The sequence below is a fragment of the Microcoleus asticus IPMA8 genome (assembly GCF_013179805.1).
In the GTDB taxonomy this organism is placed as follows: Bacteria; Cyanobacteriota; Cyanobacteriia; order Cyanobacteriales; family Microcoleaceae; genus Microcoleus; species Microcoleus asticus.
In genome coordinates this window covers 129,705-146,517 of record NZ_SRRZ01000001.1, presented here as the reverse complement: position 1 = coordinate 146,517, position 16,813 = coordinate 129,705, and the positions used below count along the sequence as shown (strand labels likewise).

12 protein-coding genes are annotated in these 16,813 nt (G+C 45.5%); 4 read left to right on the top strand and 8 right to left on the bottom strand.

What is annotated here, in order from left to right:
• Positions 1 to 252 precede the first annotated feature (252 nt).
• On the bottom strand, positions 253 to 1,167 hold the full coding sequence (locus tag E5S67_RS00645) for a DUF6999 family protein (RefSeq protein WP_172184465.1): 915 nt from the start codon (positions 1,165 to 1,167) through the stop codon (positions 253 to 255).
• Complete coding sequence (locus tag E5S67_RS00640; RefSeq protein WP_172184463.1) at positions 1,167 to 3,035, bottom strand: 3-oxoacyl-[acyl-carrier-protein] synthase III C-terminal domain-containing protein; 1,869 nt, start codon at positions 3,033 to 3,035, stop codon at positions 1,167 to 1,169. Before E5S67_RS00640 ends, E5S67_RS00645 begins: the two co-directional genes overlap by 1 nt.
• Positions 3,036 to 3,282: 247 nt before the next feature.
• On the opposite strand from E5S67_RS00640, the gene E5S67_RS00635 reads away from it, so the two are divergent.
• Entirely contained in the window at positions 3,283 to 4,299 is a 1,017-nt protein-coding gene (locus tag E5S67_RS00635) for a hypothetical protein (protein WP_172184461.1), read from the top strand.
• 169 nt (positions 4,300 to 4,468) lie between these two features.
• Here E5S67_RS00635 and serS read toward each other — a convergent pair whose 3' ends face one another.
• The 5 genes from serS to E5S67_RS00610 form a co-directional block, all read right to left on the bottom strand.
• Complete coding sequence (gene serS / locus E5S67_RS00630; protein WP_172184459.1) at positions 4,469 to 5,749, bottom strand: serine--tRNA ligase; 1,281 nt, start codon at positions 5,747 to 5,749, stop codon at positions 4,469 to 4,471.
• 473 nt (positions 5,750 to 6,222) lie between these two features.
• Positions 6,223 to 7,854 (bottom strand): iron uptake porin, encoded by a 1,632-nt coding sequence (locus E5S67_RS00625; protein WP_172184457.1) that lies wholly within the window; start codon positions 7,852 to 7,854, stop codon positions 6,223 to 6,225.
• Positions 7,855 to 7,899: 45 nt separating this feature from the next.
• Positions 7,900 to 8,904 carry an ABC transporter permease subunit gene (locus E5S67_RS00620; RefSeq protein WP_172184455.1) on the bottom strand — a complete coding sequence of 335 codons (1,005 nt, stop codon included), beginning with the start codon at positions 8,902 to 8,904 and terminating at the stop codon, positions 7,900 to 7,902.
• Positions 8,901 to 10,445, bottom strand: a complete 1,545-nt coding sequence (locus E5S67_RS00615; protein WP_172184453.1) for a sugar ABC transporter ATP-binding protein — start codon at positions 10,443 to 10,445, stop codon at positions 8,901 to 8,903. The genes E5S67_RS00620 and E5S67_RS00615 overlap by 4 nt, the downstream gene beginning before the upstream one ends.
• A gap of 175 nt (positions 10,446 to 10,620) precedes the next feature.
• Entirely contained in the window at positions 10,621 to 11,601 is a 981-nt protein-coding gene (locus E5S67_RS00610) for a substrate-binding domain-containing protein (protein ID WP_172184451.1), read from the bottom strand.
• Between the two features lie 815 nt (positions 11,602 to 12,416).
• On the opposite strand from E5S67_RS00610, the gene E5S67_RS00605 reads away from it, so the two are divergent.
• Together E5S67_RS00605 and E5S67_RS00600 are read left to right on the top strand one after the other, a co-directional pair.
• Positions 12,417 to 13,565 (top strand): glycosyltransferase family 4 protein, encoded by a 1,149-nt coding sequence (locus E5S67_RS00605; RefSeq protein WP_172184449.1) that lies wholly within the window; start codon positions 12,417 to 12,419, stop codon positions 13,563 to 13,565.
• A 124-nt stretch (positions 13,566 to 13,689) separates the two neighbouring features.
• Complete coding sequence (locus tag E5S67_RS00600; RefSeq protein WP_015174131.1) at positions 13,690 to 14,070, top strand: hypothetical protein; 381 nt, start codon at positions 13,690 to 13,692, stop codon at positions 14,068 to 14,070.
• Positions 14,071 to 14,246: 176 nt separating this feature from the next.
• Here the strand turns inward: E5S67_RS00600 and E5S67_RS00595 are convergent, their stop codons facing one another.
• Positions 14,247 to 14,495 carry a CRR7 family NDH-1 assembly protein gene (locus E5S67_RS00595; protein WP_172184447.1) on the bottom strand — a complete coding sequence of 83 codons (249 nt, stop codon included), beginning with the start codon at positions 14,493 to 14,495 and terminating at the stop codon, positions 14,247 to 14,249.
• 286 nt (positions 14,496 to 14,781) lie between these two features.
• Here E5S67_RS00595 and sir point away from each other — a divergent pair, with 286 nt between their 5' ends.
• Positions 14,782 to 16,773: a sulfite reductase, ferredoxin dependent gene (gene sir, locus E5S67_RS00590; protein WP_172184445.1), complete on the top strand. Its 1,992-nt coding sequence runs from the start codon at positions 14,782 to 14,784 to the stop codon at positions 16,771 to 16,773.
• Positions 16,774 to 16,813: the final 40 nt, after the last annotated feature.

Here is a 16,813-nt window from a genome sequence, read left to right as displayed (position 1 = left end):
AAAAATCCACTATAATTTATGATTGCGTAAGGGCGGGTTTTACCAACCATCTATGCCTAACCTAAAACAAACAATCTCGTAAACCCGCCCCGCTCAACGGTCAATTGGAATCTACATTTTTTTTATTCTATCAAAGAAAGGGTTGATGTAGATTATTAGTTGTATGGGGCGGGTTTAGCTAGATTGTTTGCGGTTATTAAATATTTTTGGTAAAACCCACCCCTACGGTATTTAGGGTTATTTAATCGGAGTTTAGTTCATCTCTTTTTGCAGTTCCAAATACCGATAGAGATATTCCGAAATTATCCCGTGCAAAAACAAGTCGCGTGCCGCATTAAACGGACTGTTTGGCGCTAGCGGGTGGCGGTTGACAATTACATGATTCCAGTCGCAATTTCCAGTAATCTCGCTGACGTAAACTCCGAAGTTTTCATCTAACTGAAGCGACATCACTGCTCGCGCAAATTCGTCGCTAGTCAAACACAGAGAATAAAAAACTTTAAACAGCTCGATCGCCGATTCTAAATCCAGAATTTTGAGCCATCTGCGTTTTTCAAAATCTATTGAAACTTCTACTGGTTGAATGCTATCATAATTAATTCCGCGTTTTTTGACTGCCTGCAACCAGTTAGGATTTGTCAGCATTGCCTGGTTGTAATCCCAGACAAAGTTATAGAGAATTAAGTCGTGTTCGAGAAACGCATTGTCAGCTAAATCGCTAACTGTGCGCGGATAAAGCTTTGACTTTTCAATCTGGGTGTCGGGGCCGTTATCAATCAAGAAGTTGATAATGTTGGAGCCGGCGCAGATGTGCCGGACTATTAAATAACAAGCTTCTGGCGAGACAAAGTTATTCAGGAAAAATGCAGCCGATTTGTGCATTAAAGTGTAAGCGCGAAATTGAAAGGGCAATAAGCGCTTTGTTGTCATAATTACCGCCAGCAATACGTTAGCAATTACTTTGATCGGGATGAGCAAATAACTGCGAGTCCAGCTTTGCAAATCCCGCATCATGTAGGCTTTTGCCACTAAATCGACGGGAATCGACCGATCGCAAAACAGCACGTCCCAAACATTCGGATCTCGGCGGTTGTAAGGTTTGGTAGCGTAAGGGATTTTTCGCTCATCTGGGAGATTTTCGGTATCTTGTTTTTGCAGCTTTTGCATTAGCGAATTTCCTCCAATTGCAGCAAATATAAACGAGCAGTGACGCGAGCGGTTTTGACAATGCGGCGGGCTATATCATCTGTCATCCATTCGGCATTAATCAAATTTTCCAGTTTGCCGAGGTGCGACTCGTCGTTAGCTCCGTGATAAGCTAAAAACGATACTTGTTCATCTTGTAAACCGAGAGTTTCTTGAATTTGTTTTGCCCATTTTCCTGCCAACCGATTGCCCAATCCTTCGATGATAAACATACTGCCAATTAAATCAACCGGATTTTCCCGCGATGCTTGGTGGAAGATAAAAGCTGACAGTGCTTCGCTGCCAATATTCTTATCATATTCCACAATTTTTGACAATTCACCGCCCACAGCAACATAATTTTGTTCTAGCATTTGATAGTCGCGGTGTTCGTCTTGAGCGTGACCGATAAAAGTCGATCGCAGTCGAAAATCACTCATGTTAGAAGCAGCGCGAGCAATCCAGCGAGCTCCCTCGACCACTTGCGGGCGCAGATTGCAAAGTAAAGCTTGATAGTCTTCTATTGTAAACTCTCCCCGGTACAATTTGCGGACAATGGGAACAGAACGAATTTCGCGATCGAACTTCAGCCAAATCCATGCTAACTCCCGCAACAAATAAGCTTGCGGAGAGTTGGGCTGTTCAGGTTTAACACTTTCTAGAGGCGAAGCTTCGGGAACCTCAAGAAAGTTAGAAATTTGAGAAATTATAGGTTGATTGGTATTTTCGACAGCAGTTAACATCATGTAAGCGGTTGTAAAGCGCCCGCTTTCCGGCACAAAGCAAAAGATTTTTTGCCCGGGCTGCAACTTGCCAGAGTTGAACAATTCCTCTAACATTAAATAAATCGAAGCGCAGCCTGTATTTCCCCGCGTATACAAGTTAGTAAACCATTTTTCCTCGGGAATCATGCAGCCTGCTTGTTCCAGAAGTTCTACAATTTGTCCCCGGAAAAAATGAGACGAGTAGTGGCAAAGCAACCAGTCTATTTCTTGCGGACAAACCCTCCCTGATTTAATCAACCGCAGCCAACCTTCAACGCCTAATTTCATTACATTGTCCAACAAGCGAATATTTTGCCGCAAGTCAAAAGCTCCCGCTGTGGCTGCATCAAGGTAGGAGGAATAATCCAGCCAGCTTTTGGTTGATGTTTCGTTTGCTAATCCTGAATACATACAAACAGGATAGGCGTTGGCATGAGAAACGAGTTCAATCCATTCTATTTTTAAACTAATTCCCGTGGAGTTGGGATGGTTTTGCAGCAAAAAGGCTCCGGAACCATCGGAGAGCATCCAGCGCAGAAATTCTGTATCGAAAGGCAGGGGTTTTCCCGCTTGGACGGAAGTTTCAGCTTCAAATTTGGTGTTTTTGAACAGGCGCGAGGGAAATTCGGAAGCGACGGCAATTGCTGTTTGTTTTTTGCCGAGTTCGATTTGGGATGCGGCGTAATTTAAAGCACTAACTCCGGCACAGCAAACTCCTTGAGTTGACACTATTTCTAGAGGAGATAATTCGGAAAGTTCTCCGTGTACTGTGCTGGCAAATCCCGGTACTAATAAATCGGGTAAAGTGGTAGCGCAGGCCAATAAGTCGATCGCCCCTGGTTCCAAATTTCCCTGGGCGAGCGCGTCACGGACGGCAAACGCTGCCATTTGGCTGTTAGAATATAGTGTTTGCTGCTGTTTGTCGATCGCGTAGTAGCGCTGTTGAATGCCGTTGCTGTTGAGAATTCGCTGCCTGGCTCTCGAAGGGCGCGAGGCAATTTTGCCGAGATACTCTTCCATCTCATCATTATTAATTGGCGAGCCGGGTAAAAATTTGCCAATCCGATTGATATAAGCACTGTACATGGCGTAAACCTCTAAAGTTGCTAATTGACTCGGGTTCGTTGTTTTGTTAAATCAAGCCAGAAATATCTAAAATTGATTGTGGCTTGGGAAGCAGTGAAGTTGCAACGAGAAACTAGCTATCTTGTCAAGCTTCTCGAAATCACAGAAATCGAGCAACAGCAATCACAAGTCACCTGAAGCATGGTGAAGTTTTTTCAGAAAGTGAGCCAATATGTAAGTAGAGTTCCTTCACTGCTTGGCAACTACAATGGATTTGGAAGAAATAAATGTTTGGTATTCTCAATCTCAACGACGCACGGCTGTCTCGCTGTTGATGAAACGAGTCGGCGTAACTCGCACTAGGGCTGAATGCTTTATCAGGCTGTGGATTTACTTATTGGTTAAACAGCTTCAGGAAAATCAGCCCCGCCTCAAACCGCCGCTGGCAAAACTGGAATTGCCCGCAACAGAAGTGCAGTGCACTCACCGGGAAGCCGCAGAACTATTTTACTGCGATTCCGATCGCGGTAGCGATCGCGCGGCGGGAATGATGTTAGATAAATTAGCAGCCCTGGGGTTAATTAAAAAACACTTTGACGGTAACACTACAGAAATAGAAATTAAACCCGTTCCAGAAATTTTAAATATTTCCGAACCTCAAAAGCCTGTACAACTGGAATTAGATAATTTTGACCCCCGGTGCGACCCGATTCCCGTTGCACATTTATTAGCCACCAATTACAACTGGATGAACCGCAACACAAACGCCGTTCCCCACAAAATTGCTAAAATCCTGCGAGTTTTGGCCAGTCAATACTCAAAGGGAATGCGAGTTTTGCGCCGATCCGATAATCTCAATCCAGTCGGGTTTTACTTACTTTATCCCACCGCTAGCGAATCCGAAGTAAATTTTTTTAACGCTGCTAGCAAAAGCCTTCATTTAAGTTCAATTTCCGAGATCGATCCTTTCAATATGGCGCTACCAGGAGATCCAAATTGCCAGTCTGTATTTGTCCGCAGTTGGATGATCGATCCGCAGTATTTGTCAGAATACCGAATTGCTTTCCTCGAAGACACACAAAAATTTTTAGTCGAAATGCAAACAGATTTTCCGAATCTTTGCGACTTGTACACGCTGATGATTCACCCCATGTACGAAAAACAGGCTCTGGCTTTGGGATTTCACAAGACTAGCAGTGACAGTCAGTTATCTGTTTACTGGATGTATCTCGCATTGGATAGATTTTTAGCGCTCGATATCAAGGAAGCTCTAAGGAATTTGTAATATAGTATCAATTCCGGCTGCGCCGGAATGATATAGAGGATACGGCAGTGCCGTATCCCTACGGTGATAAATTGTAGGGACACGGCACTGCCGTGTCCTGATTTCGGGTAATATTAATTCCGATGCAACCGGAATTAATATTACTCGGCGATTTCAATGGCCTAGTGACTTATAAAACTTCCCGTCCCAAATAGGGTTGTAAGGCTTCCGGCACTTTTACAGTTCCGTCTGGCTGCTGGTAATTCTCCAAAATTGCCGCCATTGTGCGGCCTATAGCTAAACCGGAACCGTTGAGCGCGTGAACGAATTGAGTGCCTTTTTTACTCGCTTCTTTAAAGCGAATATTTGCCCGCCGCGCCTGAAAATCTGCGACGTTGGAACAACTGGAAATCTCGCGGTATTTGCCCGCAGATGGCAGCCACACCTCTAGATCGTAGGTTTTTGCTGCCGCGAAACCTAAGTCGCCCGTACACAGTTCGATCGCCCGGTAAGGCAATTTCAGCGCCTGCAAAACTCCCTCAGCATCCTGCACTAACTTTTCGTGCTCTGCCTCGGAGGTACTCGGATGCACGAGTTTTACCAATTCTACTTTATTAAATTGATGCAATCGAATTAATCCCCTCGTATCTTTGCCGTAACTGCCAGCTTCGCGGCGAAAGCAAGGAGTGTAAGAACAGTGATAAATTGGCAACTGTTCTGCTGTCAAAATTTCACCTCTGTACAAATTGACAACCGGAACTTCGGAAGTAGGAATTAACCACAAATCATCTTGGTCGCACTTGAAACTTTCTTCGGCAAATTTGGGTAATTGACCCGTAGCAGTCAGGGATTCAGTGTTAACTAAAAATGGGGGGATAACTTCTACATAACCTGCTTTTGTGTGGCGGTCGAGCATAAATTGAATTATCGCTCTTTCCAAGGCTGCACCAGCTCCAATTAAGCACACAAAGCGGGGCTGAGCGATTTTTACTGCCCGTTCAAAGTTGATAATTCCTAATTTTTCGCCGATTTCCCAGTGCGGTAAAATACCGGAATTTTGGGGAATGTATTCGTCTCCCCAGCGCCGGATTTCGATGTTTTCCTCTTCATTTTTGCCGATCGGCGTTGACGGGCTCGGCAAGTTTGGCAGCGGTAGCAATAGAGCTTCTATTTGAGCTTTTAGGTCTTTTTCTTCTGCTTGCAGTTCGTTCGACTGCGTGCCGACTGCGTTGCCTTCTGCTTGCAAAGTTTGAATTTCGGGAGATTCGAGGGGTAAACCCGATTTTCTTTTTTGACCGATGAGTTTGGCAATTTCGTTGCTGCGGGCTTGCAGTTGCGATCGCTTGCCTTCCAACTCCCGCTGCTGTTTGTCTAATTGCAAAATCGGCTCGATTTCATAGTTGCCTCCGCGCAGGTTGAGGCTGTCTTGCACGGCTTGCGGGTTTTCTCGGATTAATTTGAGGTCTAGCACAGATTTATTCTAAATTTTAAATTTTATCGGACTTGCGCTCATAAACCCGGTTTCTTGGAAAATCTTGGCTTTGGCAAGCATAAATCTATGAATTAACAAGGTTTCTGAGGATTCCTGCGTCTGTCCTATCTTAGGTTAAGAGGGACAATCCGCTCGGACATACAAGTTTTATCAATGTTTTATAACCTCAACTATAATTTATTTTAATTAAAAATTCTTCCAGGGTGTCACCAATCAGGGGTGACACCCCACAATAGATGCTATAGTAAGCACATTAGTAGATGCACCCTGATAATTTTCTACCCCAGCCAGCAATGGTAGGGGTTTTTTGTTGTGTGGCATGGAATTGAAGCCCTGGATGCACTATCAGTCTAAAAAACCCGGTTTCTTGTGATTATCGTCTCAAATGAGGCAATTACGTCAAGAAACTGGGTTTTTGCGTCCAGGACTAGGTTAGTAAAATATCTTTCCGGTTAAAAGTTAAAGCCGGTGCGGAGCAACCAAACCCATTGAGTGTCGTTGCGGCTGTCATTCTCAGGATTAACAACGGCCCAAACACCAGGGGTGATGGAAATGTTGTCGTTGACCTGAAAGCGATAGAACGCTTCAATGTGATAGGAAGTATCTCGCTCGCGGCGCACATTACTGCTCGTCACGCGACCTGGCAAACCCACCAAAATCCCCGGTAGGTTGCCTTGACCTCCAACATCTGGGAAACTTATCCCGATCGCTGCATACACAATATCGGCGCGATCGTTACCGTCAACATTTAGCAAAACCACGCCACCTCTACCATCCGAAACGCTGCTAACACCGGAATTTTCTGCATTGGCGCGAGTATAAACGCCCCAACCGTGAACTTGCAACCGGGGAGCAAGGCGGTAAAATCCTTGTACGGCTACAGAATCGCTGGATGTAGCAATATTGTCCCCAAACGGTCGCGCAGCCAGAAAACTGCCCGTACCGCCTGTGAGGTCGGCTTTACCGCTTGGTGCAAAGGTACGAGAATAGGCTACGCCAATTGCTCCGCGATCGCCCCGGTAGGCAAGCTGAACCAGAGCATTGTAGGAACCGTTGAATAAACCGTTACTTTGCTGCGAGAGATTGGGATTGCCGGCTAAATAGCCCACAGTCAGCGTGAGGTTTTTGACGATCGTCCAGTTGACAGCAGCACCGCCACCTCCCCGGCGGTAGAGGGGGCTGTATTGTCCGAACTTCGAGGGAATTCCCTCACTATCGCTAGCGATCGTGGGAGGAGTCAGCAAATCGGTAATATCGGAATACCCAACACCTGTCGGGCCCACGGTCAGCGAGAGATTAGAGGTCAGCGGGGTGACATACAATATGTGAGGGACGGTGATTGTGTTATCGACATTGCCATCAAAGTTCAATGCCGTCATATTTGTACCCGTATTGTCGGCAATCCTGCCCAAGTTGCCGAATTCCAAACGGGTTCTCAGCATATCGCGACCGGTGAAACTGGTTTCAAAATTTAATCGCCCCCGGTTGGCAACAATAGTGTTGGTGCGATCGCGCGAATCCCCAACACTGTTACCCGAGGTATCTGTTACCACCACGATAATTTCCGCATTCAGTTTCGTCGTAGTCGAGAACTGATTCGCTTCTAGTTCGGCTGTGCGTGCATCGAGAGCATCGACTCGACCACGCAACACCGATAATTCAGTGGCAAATTCTGCTTGCAGTTTTTGGACGATCGCTAAATCTTCCCCAGTAATCTGGTTGGTTGTTCCTGTGGCAATTAGTTCGCTGACTCGATCGAGACAGCTATTCAATCCTGCGGCAAATTCGTACCGCGTCAGCGCCCGGTTTCCTCTGTAAGTTCCGTCAGGATAACCGGCAATGCAGCCGTAGCGTTCTACTAGAGATTGCAGCGCCTGAAACGCCCAGTCAGTGGGTTTTACATCCGAGAGTTGAGAGACAGAATTCACCTGCGCGAAGGGGTCTTCTGCCAAGGTATTTAACGGTTCAGGAGCAACTAATCTATCAATTGGTGCAGCAAAACTTGGGGATGATGTTAGCAGAAATACACCCGGTGTTCCCAGGATAAAAGCAGTAATCAGGTGAGGAAAATGCTGGATGTGCATAGGACAAAGCTCCGGATAAGGAACCGATCGACCGAATTAGCAATATTACGCTGCGCTTGAACCGGTGCGAAGTTTGTCAATTGTCACTGCGATAATTATCACCAGACCTTTCACAACTAACTGCCAGAAGAAAGACACGTTCATGAGAGTTAGTCCATTGTTGAGCAGGGCAATAATTAAAGCCCCCAGCAAAGTACCCCAAATAGTGCCAATTCCACCTGTGAAACTGGTTCCTCCCAAAATTACAGCAGCGATCGCATCTAATTCGTAGCCTTGCCCTAACATCCCCGTCGCACTGTAGAGGCGCGACGCGCTCATAATTCCACCTAAACCAGAAAGCAACCCACTCACGCCATAGACAAATAACAGCACGCGACTCACCTTAATACCTGTCAATCGTGCTGCCCGAATGTTGCCTCCCACGGCGTAAATATGCCTTCCGAGAACAGTCCGCCGCAAAACAAACCAACTCGCTAAAACTGCGAGAAAAGCGATAATAACCAACCAGGGAATTGGACCGACATAATTGTTACCTACCCAAGCAAAATTCAGATTTCTATTGATAACGGTAGTGCCGTTAGCTACTAAATAAGCAACACCCCGCAAAGCTGTGTAAGAACCCAGGGTTACGATGAACGGAGGCAAACCTAAATAGGCAATTAGCGAGCCGTTAATTAATCCCAAAAATACTCCGGCTATTAACGCAGCCGGTACGGCAAACCAACCCAGACCTGGAACTAAGGAAACCAGCACGCCGACAACTGCCGTCACGCCCAAAATTGACCCAACAGAAAGGTCAATCCCGCCCGTCAAAATCACAAAAGTCATGCCGGTAGCTAGGACAATATTGATCGATGCTTGCCGAATGACATTGATCAAATTTCCTAAGGAAAGAAAGTTGGGCGTTACCAGGGAAAAAATTACACATATGGCCACCAAAATCGGCAGGATACCGGCAACTTGGATAAAATTTCTCCAAGCTTGAGCTTTACTTATTTTCTGCCGATCGCTTGATTGATTTCTGGTGCTTTTTACTTCTGTTTGACTCATGATTTTTTTACCTCTGTTGCCCCGGTGGCATAAGCCATAATGTTCTCTTGCGTAATTGCTTCCCCAGTCGATCCGCCTACTTCACCGACGAGGCTTCCTGCTCGCATCACTAAGACGCGATCGCTCATTCCCACAATTTCCGGCAGTTCGCTGGAAATCATTAAAATACCTACGCCCTTGGCTGCCAAATCGCTAATAATTCGATAAATTTCGCTTTTTGCGCCAATATCCACACCCCGCGTCGGTTCATCTAGTAAAAGTACCTTTGGGTTGATAGCCAACCAACGCGCTAGCAGCAACTTCTGCTGATTCCCCCCAGAAAGATCCATTGCCCTGATGCTCGGACTTGCAAGGCGAATCTGCAAATTATTAATAGCATCATTGACAATTCTCAAGAGAAAATTTTGGTTAATAATGCCAGCTTTTGCTTCTCGGTCGAGGACATTCATGGTGATATTCTCACCCGAACTAGCCTCTAAAAATAGTCCGAGAGCCTTACGATCTTCTGGCACGTAAGCAATTCCGGCGGCCATTCCTTCATCGGGTGTCGAGACATTGAGATGACGACCTTCCAGTTTTATTTCACCGCTTACCTTCCGATCTGCACCAAAAATTAGGCGGGCAAGTTCTGTTCTGCCGGCGCCAACTAAACCCGCTAAACCCAAAATTTCGCCCGCATGAAGTTTAAAACTGGCAGGCTTTACTTTGTTGCCGTCGCTTAAATTTGTTACCTCAAGAACTACTGCACCCGGTGTTATTTCATGCTTGTTTTCGTACAAATCCTGTAAAGAACGACCCACCATCATTTCCACCAGGCGTTCGGCCGAAATTTCGTGCTTTTCAAGAGAGCCAATATACCCCCCATCTCGGATGACGCTCACGCGATCGGCAAGGGCATAAATTTCTGCCATTCTGTGGCTGATATAAATAATAGCAATGCCCTCATTCCGCAAGCGGCGAACCACTTCAAAAAGCTTATCTGTTTCGCGGTCTGAAAGCGCGGCCGTCGGCTCGTCCATCACTAAAATTCGGCTATTGTGTTTGAGCGCCCTAGCTATTTCCACTTGCTGCTGTTCGGCAATTGAAAGTGTCGAAACCAGGTCTCCAGCCTCAAAATTTGCATCGAGGTTTTTCAAGACCTCAGCGGCCCTACGCCGCATTTCATCTTGGTCTAGAAATGTACCTCCTTTCTTGATCTCGCTGCCCATAAAAATGTTTTCAGCAACTGTCAGATTGGGGGCGAGATTGAGTTCTTGATAAATAATTGCTATCCCTAAATCTCTGGCTTGAGCGGGGTCTGTCATCTTAACAGCTTGACCGTCAATTCTGATTTCGCCTGCATCGGCTATGTAGGCTCCCGCCAGAATTTTCATCAGCGTACTTTTGCCCGCACCGTTTTCCCCCATGAGGGCGTGGACTTCACCCGGGTAAACGGTGATATTTACATCGTGCAAGGCTGTAAAACCGTGAAAGGTTTTTTTTATACCTTGCATTTCGAGGACGGGCTTAGTTTTAATTGCATCTTGAGTGCTATTTACCATCGCAAGTACCGTAATTTTATGCGACTTACAAGTCGAGGTTTGCTGCATCAATTTGTGGAATTAATGGCAGATATCTTTGTAGAGTGCCTCTTGGGCACCTTACCCCTAGCAATAGCCGAATGACTACTAAAAATAAGTAATTTCCCAAACAACTCGGTTTCCAGCGATTCCTGGTTTATTCACTTGTCCAGCCTTTATGTTGATTGACGTTTTCGCGAGTAATCAGCGCGACTGGAATCAGAATGTTTGGATTGGCTGGCTTGTTTCCTTTGAGAATGTTGTTCCCGACTTCAACGGCCTTGGCTGCCATGCGAAATGGATCTTGAGCTGCTGTAGCCACAAATAAACTGTTGTTCTGCTTGAGCGCATCTAAAGCTTCAGGTGCACCATCGACTCCAACAATAAAGAACTCGCTCCTTTGTGCCTGTTTGGCTGCTAATTCTGCACCAATGGCACAGGGGTCATTAATTGCAAAAACAGCATCAATTTTTGGGAAGGAAGTAAGCAAATCGCTCATCACTCTTAACCCGCCATCGCGGCTGCCTTCAGCGTTCTGATCTTTGGAAAGAACCTTGAGATCGGGATATTTGGAGAAGACACTCTGGCAACCCTGAACTCGCTCGACTACTGAAGCGACGGGAGGCCCGTTGATAATCACAACGCTGCCTTTTCCTTGCAAGCGATCGGCTATATATTGACAGCTTACTTCGCCAGCTTGCACGTTATTTGAAGTAACTGTGGCATCAACGCCTCCCTCGGCGCCGGTATCAACTGCAATTATTGGAATTCCGGCTTGCTTCGCTTTTTCGACAGCGGGTGCAATGCCTTTTGTGTCCGCAGCATTGAGTACAATCATGCTGACTTTAGAGGCAATAAAGTTTTCGATTTGATTAAATTGCTGATTTAAATCGTCGCCGCTGGAAACGAGAGTTGTCCTCACGTTTGCACCGCCGATTTTCTTGGCTTCGGCCTCAGCGCCCTTGCCAACTTGTACGAAGAATGGATTGCCGAGGTCGCGGACTGCTACAGCAACTGATGAAAGTTCGGAGCTGCTTGGTTGTATACTGTTTTGAGCGTTCTGGGAAGCTGCGGTGCAACTTGCCAGAGTGCTGCTGAGTACACTAAAAAGACTGAGTGCGATCGTTACTCGTTTCACCTCAAACTCCAATGAATTCTCGTTTGGAGAGAGTCACTCGTACATATGGCGTTGCCAACCTAAGATTAGCTTTTGTCAGGTTTAAGCTCGAATACCTAATGTTTTAGGTGACAGGCTTTTCCTCGTACATGATTGTACAAAACCTTGTTTATTTTCTGCTCGTAAAACTTTCTTGCTCGGCTCGCCACACTACTTTTGTAAACCGAAAAGATATGAATATTCAATCTCTCTCCTCGATCTCAAAAAAATAACTATCTTAATTTTATTAATGCTTTATGAGCATTAATTTTTTGGCAATGCGTGAGAAAATTTTAGGAGAATATTTTCGACAAAATTTTTCAGAAATTGTTTTTTAAACCTGGCAGAGTCATATTTAATTTAACTCTCTATGTTGCTGATGATAACAGTTACATACTGGCTCTATATCTATCTTTAGATAGACCATACTTTCACCAAAAACTAAAAATCCGATCGCCTCGATCGGCATCGGTCTGCTAATCCACACTCTGGTCGCACGCGCTGCACCAACTCAATAAATCTTAAATTTTGCTTGGGGTAGGATATTGTAAAAAATCATTAAGTTTACAGTCAATAACGGTAGATCATAGTAAACTGAAAGCAAAGCTTCGCGCTCACCCATGCAGCTAGTTAAAAAGCATATCGTCGCTCAAAACCAACCGTGAGAGTAGATAAGTCCAATATTTGGCTGTAAAACTTGCAACTACAGTCATTTTGACATGGTTTAAAAGCTCTGGATAATGGCGATCGCCCTTTTTTGCCAAGTTACTCTACAGCAATAATTGTCTGCGCTGTCAATGCCTAAATCTGAGATGCGATCGACAAATTACCTATTCTGTTTCCTAGAAATATTTGCCAGCGAAGGCGGCATTCAATCCTACGTTAAAGACATTTTCAAAGCTTACTTGTCAATAACTGCAAGGACAAACTCGCCGCCGCAAGCTGAAGTTTTGCTGTTGCGAGATTCCCCAGACTGCAACAATGCTTACGAGTCAAAAAATCTGAAATTTTATTACCTCAAAACCGAGAATGCCGGGTTTGGCCGTCTTAAGTTTGCTACAGTATTACTAACTCGCTTGCTGCAAAAACGACCGGAACGGGTTTTTTGCGGTCACATCAAACTCGCACCGCTAATTCAAACTTTATGCCAGCCGCTGGGAATTCCCTACACGATTTTAACTTACGGCAAGGAAGTGTGGGAACCGCTTCCGCCCAAATACCAAACAGCAATGAGACAAGCTGAGAGTATTTGGACTATTAGCAGGTACACGCGCGATCGCACTTGCGAAATTAACAACTTAAATCCCGAAAAATTCCAAATAGTGCCTTGTACTGTACATGAAAATATATTTACGACTGGGCCGAAGCCACAGGATTTATTAGAGCAGTACAATTTGGTTGGTGCTAAAATATTGATGACTGTAGCTAGATTGCGATCGACAGATATTTACAAAGGCATCGATGTCACAATTCAAGCTTTGCCGCAAATAGCCAAAACTTTTCCGAATGTGAAATACTTAGTTATTGGCAGAGGAGACGATCGATCTAGATTAGCCAAACTCGCCGATGATTTGGGAGTTACCGAAAGAGTAATATTTGCGGGTTTTGTACCTACAGAAAATTTAGCAGCCCATTACCAGTTGGCCGATGCTTATGTAATGCCCTCCCAGGAAGGCTTCGGTATAGTTTATTTGGAAGCGCTGGCTTGCGGAGTACCCGTACTCGCGGGAGACGCGGACGGGTCTGCCGATCCGCTGCAAGATGGTAAACTGGGATGGAGAGTTCCCCACCGAGATTCGGCAGCAGTAGCGGTTGCTTGCGTGGAAATGCTGCGAGGGGAGGATAAAAGGTGCGATCGCCACTGGTTGAGGGAACAAACCCTCGCAAAATTTAGTTTTGAATCCCTTTGTCTATCATTACAAGGAATTTTGCCACCCTCTCACTGAGATTAACTTATAACGTAGAGAGCGGTTTCTCCGTGTATGATGGGAAGATTAACTCGAACAAGTGCGTGATTTTCTGAGTAGGATAGAGTTATGCCTACGTGCAAAGACACCAAAGGAGACAACCGTGAACCAAGGTACCCCCAAAATATCTTTAAAGCTACCCCGTATTAGCAATTGGCTGATACTGCTGGGCATCGCGTGTTTGTTGGTGTCTATTGGTTTGGGTTGGGTAGTTAAATCATTGTTGATTGTAGTAGCTTTTTTGTTGCTGACACCTGTAGTCGCATTTTTCGCGCTTCAGTGGTGGTTGAAACGCAATTTAATAGAAGACAAGTGTCCCGTTTGTCAATACGAATTTACAGCTTTAAATCAAACTCAGTTTCAGTGTGCCAACTGTGGCGAACCTCTGAAAATAGAGGAAGGTCATTTTAGTCGCTTGACACCGCCCGGTACGATCGATGTTACCGCAGTTGAAGTATCATCGGTTCAACAGTTAGAAGATTAACCGATTTTGGATTTTAGATTTTAAATTTTGGATTTGGGATTAAAGAATTGCAAAATTGAAGAATTGTTGACTGTTGACGGTTAACTGCTAACTGTTACCAATTCCGAATTTCGGATGCCCGATACTTCGACTACGCTCAGTATAAGTGCTCAATTCGCAGTTCCGCATTCCCAAAATTACTTTTCCAAGCGCACAGCGTACCACTGCAAAAATTTTCCAGGCCCGACATCTAATTCACAATAAGTATCAATTAAATACTTGGCTTGAGCTTCCACGCCAGATATTTTATCCACGTCCTGCGGCAAATCTTCGTGTTTCTCGGTTAACACGGCTTTCAGCTTTTCTAACAGTTCCGCCGCAGTCAAAAACTGCTCTGACTGGTTTGTTTCTAAGACCACAAAGGTGTCTTCGTCATACAGTGACATAGTTTCAAAGGTTGAGGTTAATTATTTCTAAAGTTTCGTAAACTTAAGCGAGCGAAAGTATAAACTCTTAATTACAATTTTTCAGCCCCCGCTCGATCGTGTTACAATTAAGCACCATCAGAATTCCTAGCGGATTACCGTTATTAACTTAGTTGTTAACCGAGTTGTCAACAGATCCGACACAGCATTTCTGAGGAGATTTGTCAAGTGCAAATTTGTCAAGTGTCACACTGTCAAGAAATATTCGATCGGCTGTATCTAATTATAACTGGCACTATACATTCCCATGATCACATCTTCCACTTCAACCCCTGTTGCGCGCAAACCCTCTAAATCAGAAGGTCTCAAAGAACGCAGCAACTATTTACGAGAACCCGTTGCGACTGAACTGTTACAAGAAACTACCCACTTCACCGAAGACGGGATTCAGATTCTCAAATTTCACGGCTCATACCAGCAAGACAACCGCGACAATCGAGTTAAAGGACAAGAAAAAGACTATCAGTTCATGCTCCGCACCCGCAATCCCGGCGGGTTCACTCCACCGCAATTATATCTAGCCTTAGACAAGCTATCTGAAGAATACGGCAACCACACCATCCGCGTTACAACGCGCCAAGGTTTCCAACTTCACGGGGTGTTGAAAAAAAATCTTAAAGCAGTGTTTTCCTCAATTATTAAAAATATGGGGTCAACCTTGGGAGCTTGCGGCGACTTGAACCGCAACGTCATGGCACCGCCAGCACCGTACAAAAATAGCCCAGAATACAAGTATGCGCTGGAATACGCCAACAATGTCGCCGATTTGCTGACGCCGCAAACCGGTGCTTATTACGAAATTTGGCTGGACGGCGAAAAAGCTGTTTCGGCCGAGGAAGACCCCGCAGTGAAGGCGGCGAGACAGAAAAACGGCAACGGCACAATTTTTAGCGACGACAAAGAAGAACCGATTTACGGCAGCCATTATATGCCGCGCAAGTTCAAGTGTTCCGTTACCGTGCCGGGAGACAATTCAATTGACTTGTACTCTCAGGATTTGAGCTTGGTGGTAATTACCAATGAAGCTGGCGAGTTGCAAGGTTTTGACGTGTTTGCTGGCGGCGGTTTGGGCCGCACTCACAACAAAGAAGAGACTTTTGCGCGGGTTGCTGACGAGATTTGCTATGTTGCCAAGGATGATGTTTACGATTTGGTCAAGGCAATTGTAGCAACGCAAAGAGATTACGGCGATCGCACAGACAGACGGCACGCGCGGCTGAAGTACCTGATTAACGACAAAGGTGTACAGTGGTTCCGCGAAAAAGTAGCAGAATATTTTGGCAAACCCCTAGAAGCCTTTAAACCGCTGCCTGAGTGGAAGTATTTTGATTTCTTGGGCTGGCACGAACAAGGAGACGGCAAGCTGTTTGTCGGCATTTCTGTTGATAATGGCCGGATCAAGGATGAAGGTTCATTTCAGCTAAAAACTGCTTTGCGGGAAATTGTGCAGAAGTACAACTTGCCGATACTGGCAACGCCGCACCAAAACGTGCTGATTTACGATATTTCGCCGGATATCAAACAGGAAATTCAGGGAATACTCCATCGATGCGGCATTCAGTCGGAAACTGCGATCGACCCCTTAGTGCGCTATGCAATGGCGTGTCCGGCAATGCCAACTTGCGGGCTGGCGATTACCGAGTCTGAGCGCGTGATTCCCAGCATTTTAGAGCGGATTCGCGCACTTTTGACCAAAGTGGGCTTGGAAGACGAGCATTTGGTGGTGCGGATGACTGGTTGCCCAAATGGATGCGCCCGCCCTTATATGGCAGAATTGGGGTTTGTCGGGAGTTCGCCGGAATCCTACCAGATTTGGCTGGGCGGTTCTCCCGAGCAAACGCGGCTGGCAAAACCAATTGAGGAAAAGCTGCACGTAAAGGATTTTGAAGCTTTTCTGGAGCCGGTTTTTGTTTATTTCAAGCAAAAACGGCAACTGAGCGAGAGTTTTGGCAATTTTTGCGATCGCGTCGGGTTAGAATCTATCCGTCAATTTGTAACCAACTACCAATCTACTGACTCGATGACAACTGAGATTAATGATTTAGATGTTACGTCTAGTAACGATGACGGAAACGAGACTGCCACTGCTAGCGGTGGCAAAGTCCGCCGTCGAATTAGCGTCCGCGATGAAATCTACAACGAGCTCAAGGAAGAAGCTGCCCGTCAGGGCAAGCCGATTACACAGCTAGCTACAGAAGCGATTTCTACTTATTTAAAAAAGATCAAGGAGGAAGCATAAGCTGATTTTCAATTTGTGATTTTCGATTGTATTCAATAGA

Bases quoted from the DNA above. Each gene is read 5' to 3' on its own strand.
- E5S67_RS00635 (WP_172184461.1), top strand. From the start codon at position 3,283: ATGGATTTGGAAGAAATAAATGTTTGGTATTCTCAATCTCAACGACGC.
- E5S67_RS00625 (WP_172184457.1), bottom strand. From the start codon at position 7,854: ATGCACATCCAGCATTTTCCTCACCTGATTACTGCTTTTATCCTGGGA.
- E5S67_RS00605 (WP_172184449.1), top strand. From the start codon at position 12,417: ATGCCTAAATCTGAGATGCGATCGACAAATTACCTATTCTGTTTCCTA.
- E5S67_RS00620 (WP_172184455.1), bottom strand. From the start codon at position 8,904: ATGAGTCAAACAGAAGTAAAAAGCACCAGAAATCAATCAAGCGATCGG.
- E5S67_RS00640 (WP_172184463.1), bottom strand. From the start codon at position 3,035: ATGTACAGTGCTTATATCAATCGGATTGGCAAATTTTTACCCGGCTCG.
- E5S67_RS00595 (WP_172184447.1), bottom strand. From the start codon at position 14,495: ATGTCACTGTATGACGAAGACACCTTTGTGGTCTTAGAAACAAACCAG.
- E5S67_RS00645 (WP_172184465.1), bottom strand. From the start codon at position 1,167: ATGCAAAAGCTGCAAAAACAAGATACCGAAAATCTCCCAGATGAGCGA.
- E5S67_RS00615 (WP_172184453.1), bottom strand. From the start codon at position 10,445: ATGGTAAATAGCACTCAAGATGCAATTAAAACTAAGCCCGTCCTCGAA.
- sir (WP_172184445.1), top strand. From the start codon at position 14,782: ATGATCACATCTTCCACTTCAACCCCTGTTGCGCGCAAACCCTCTAAA.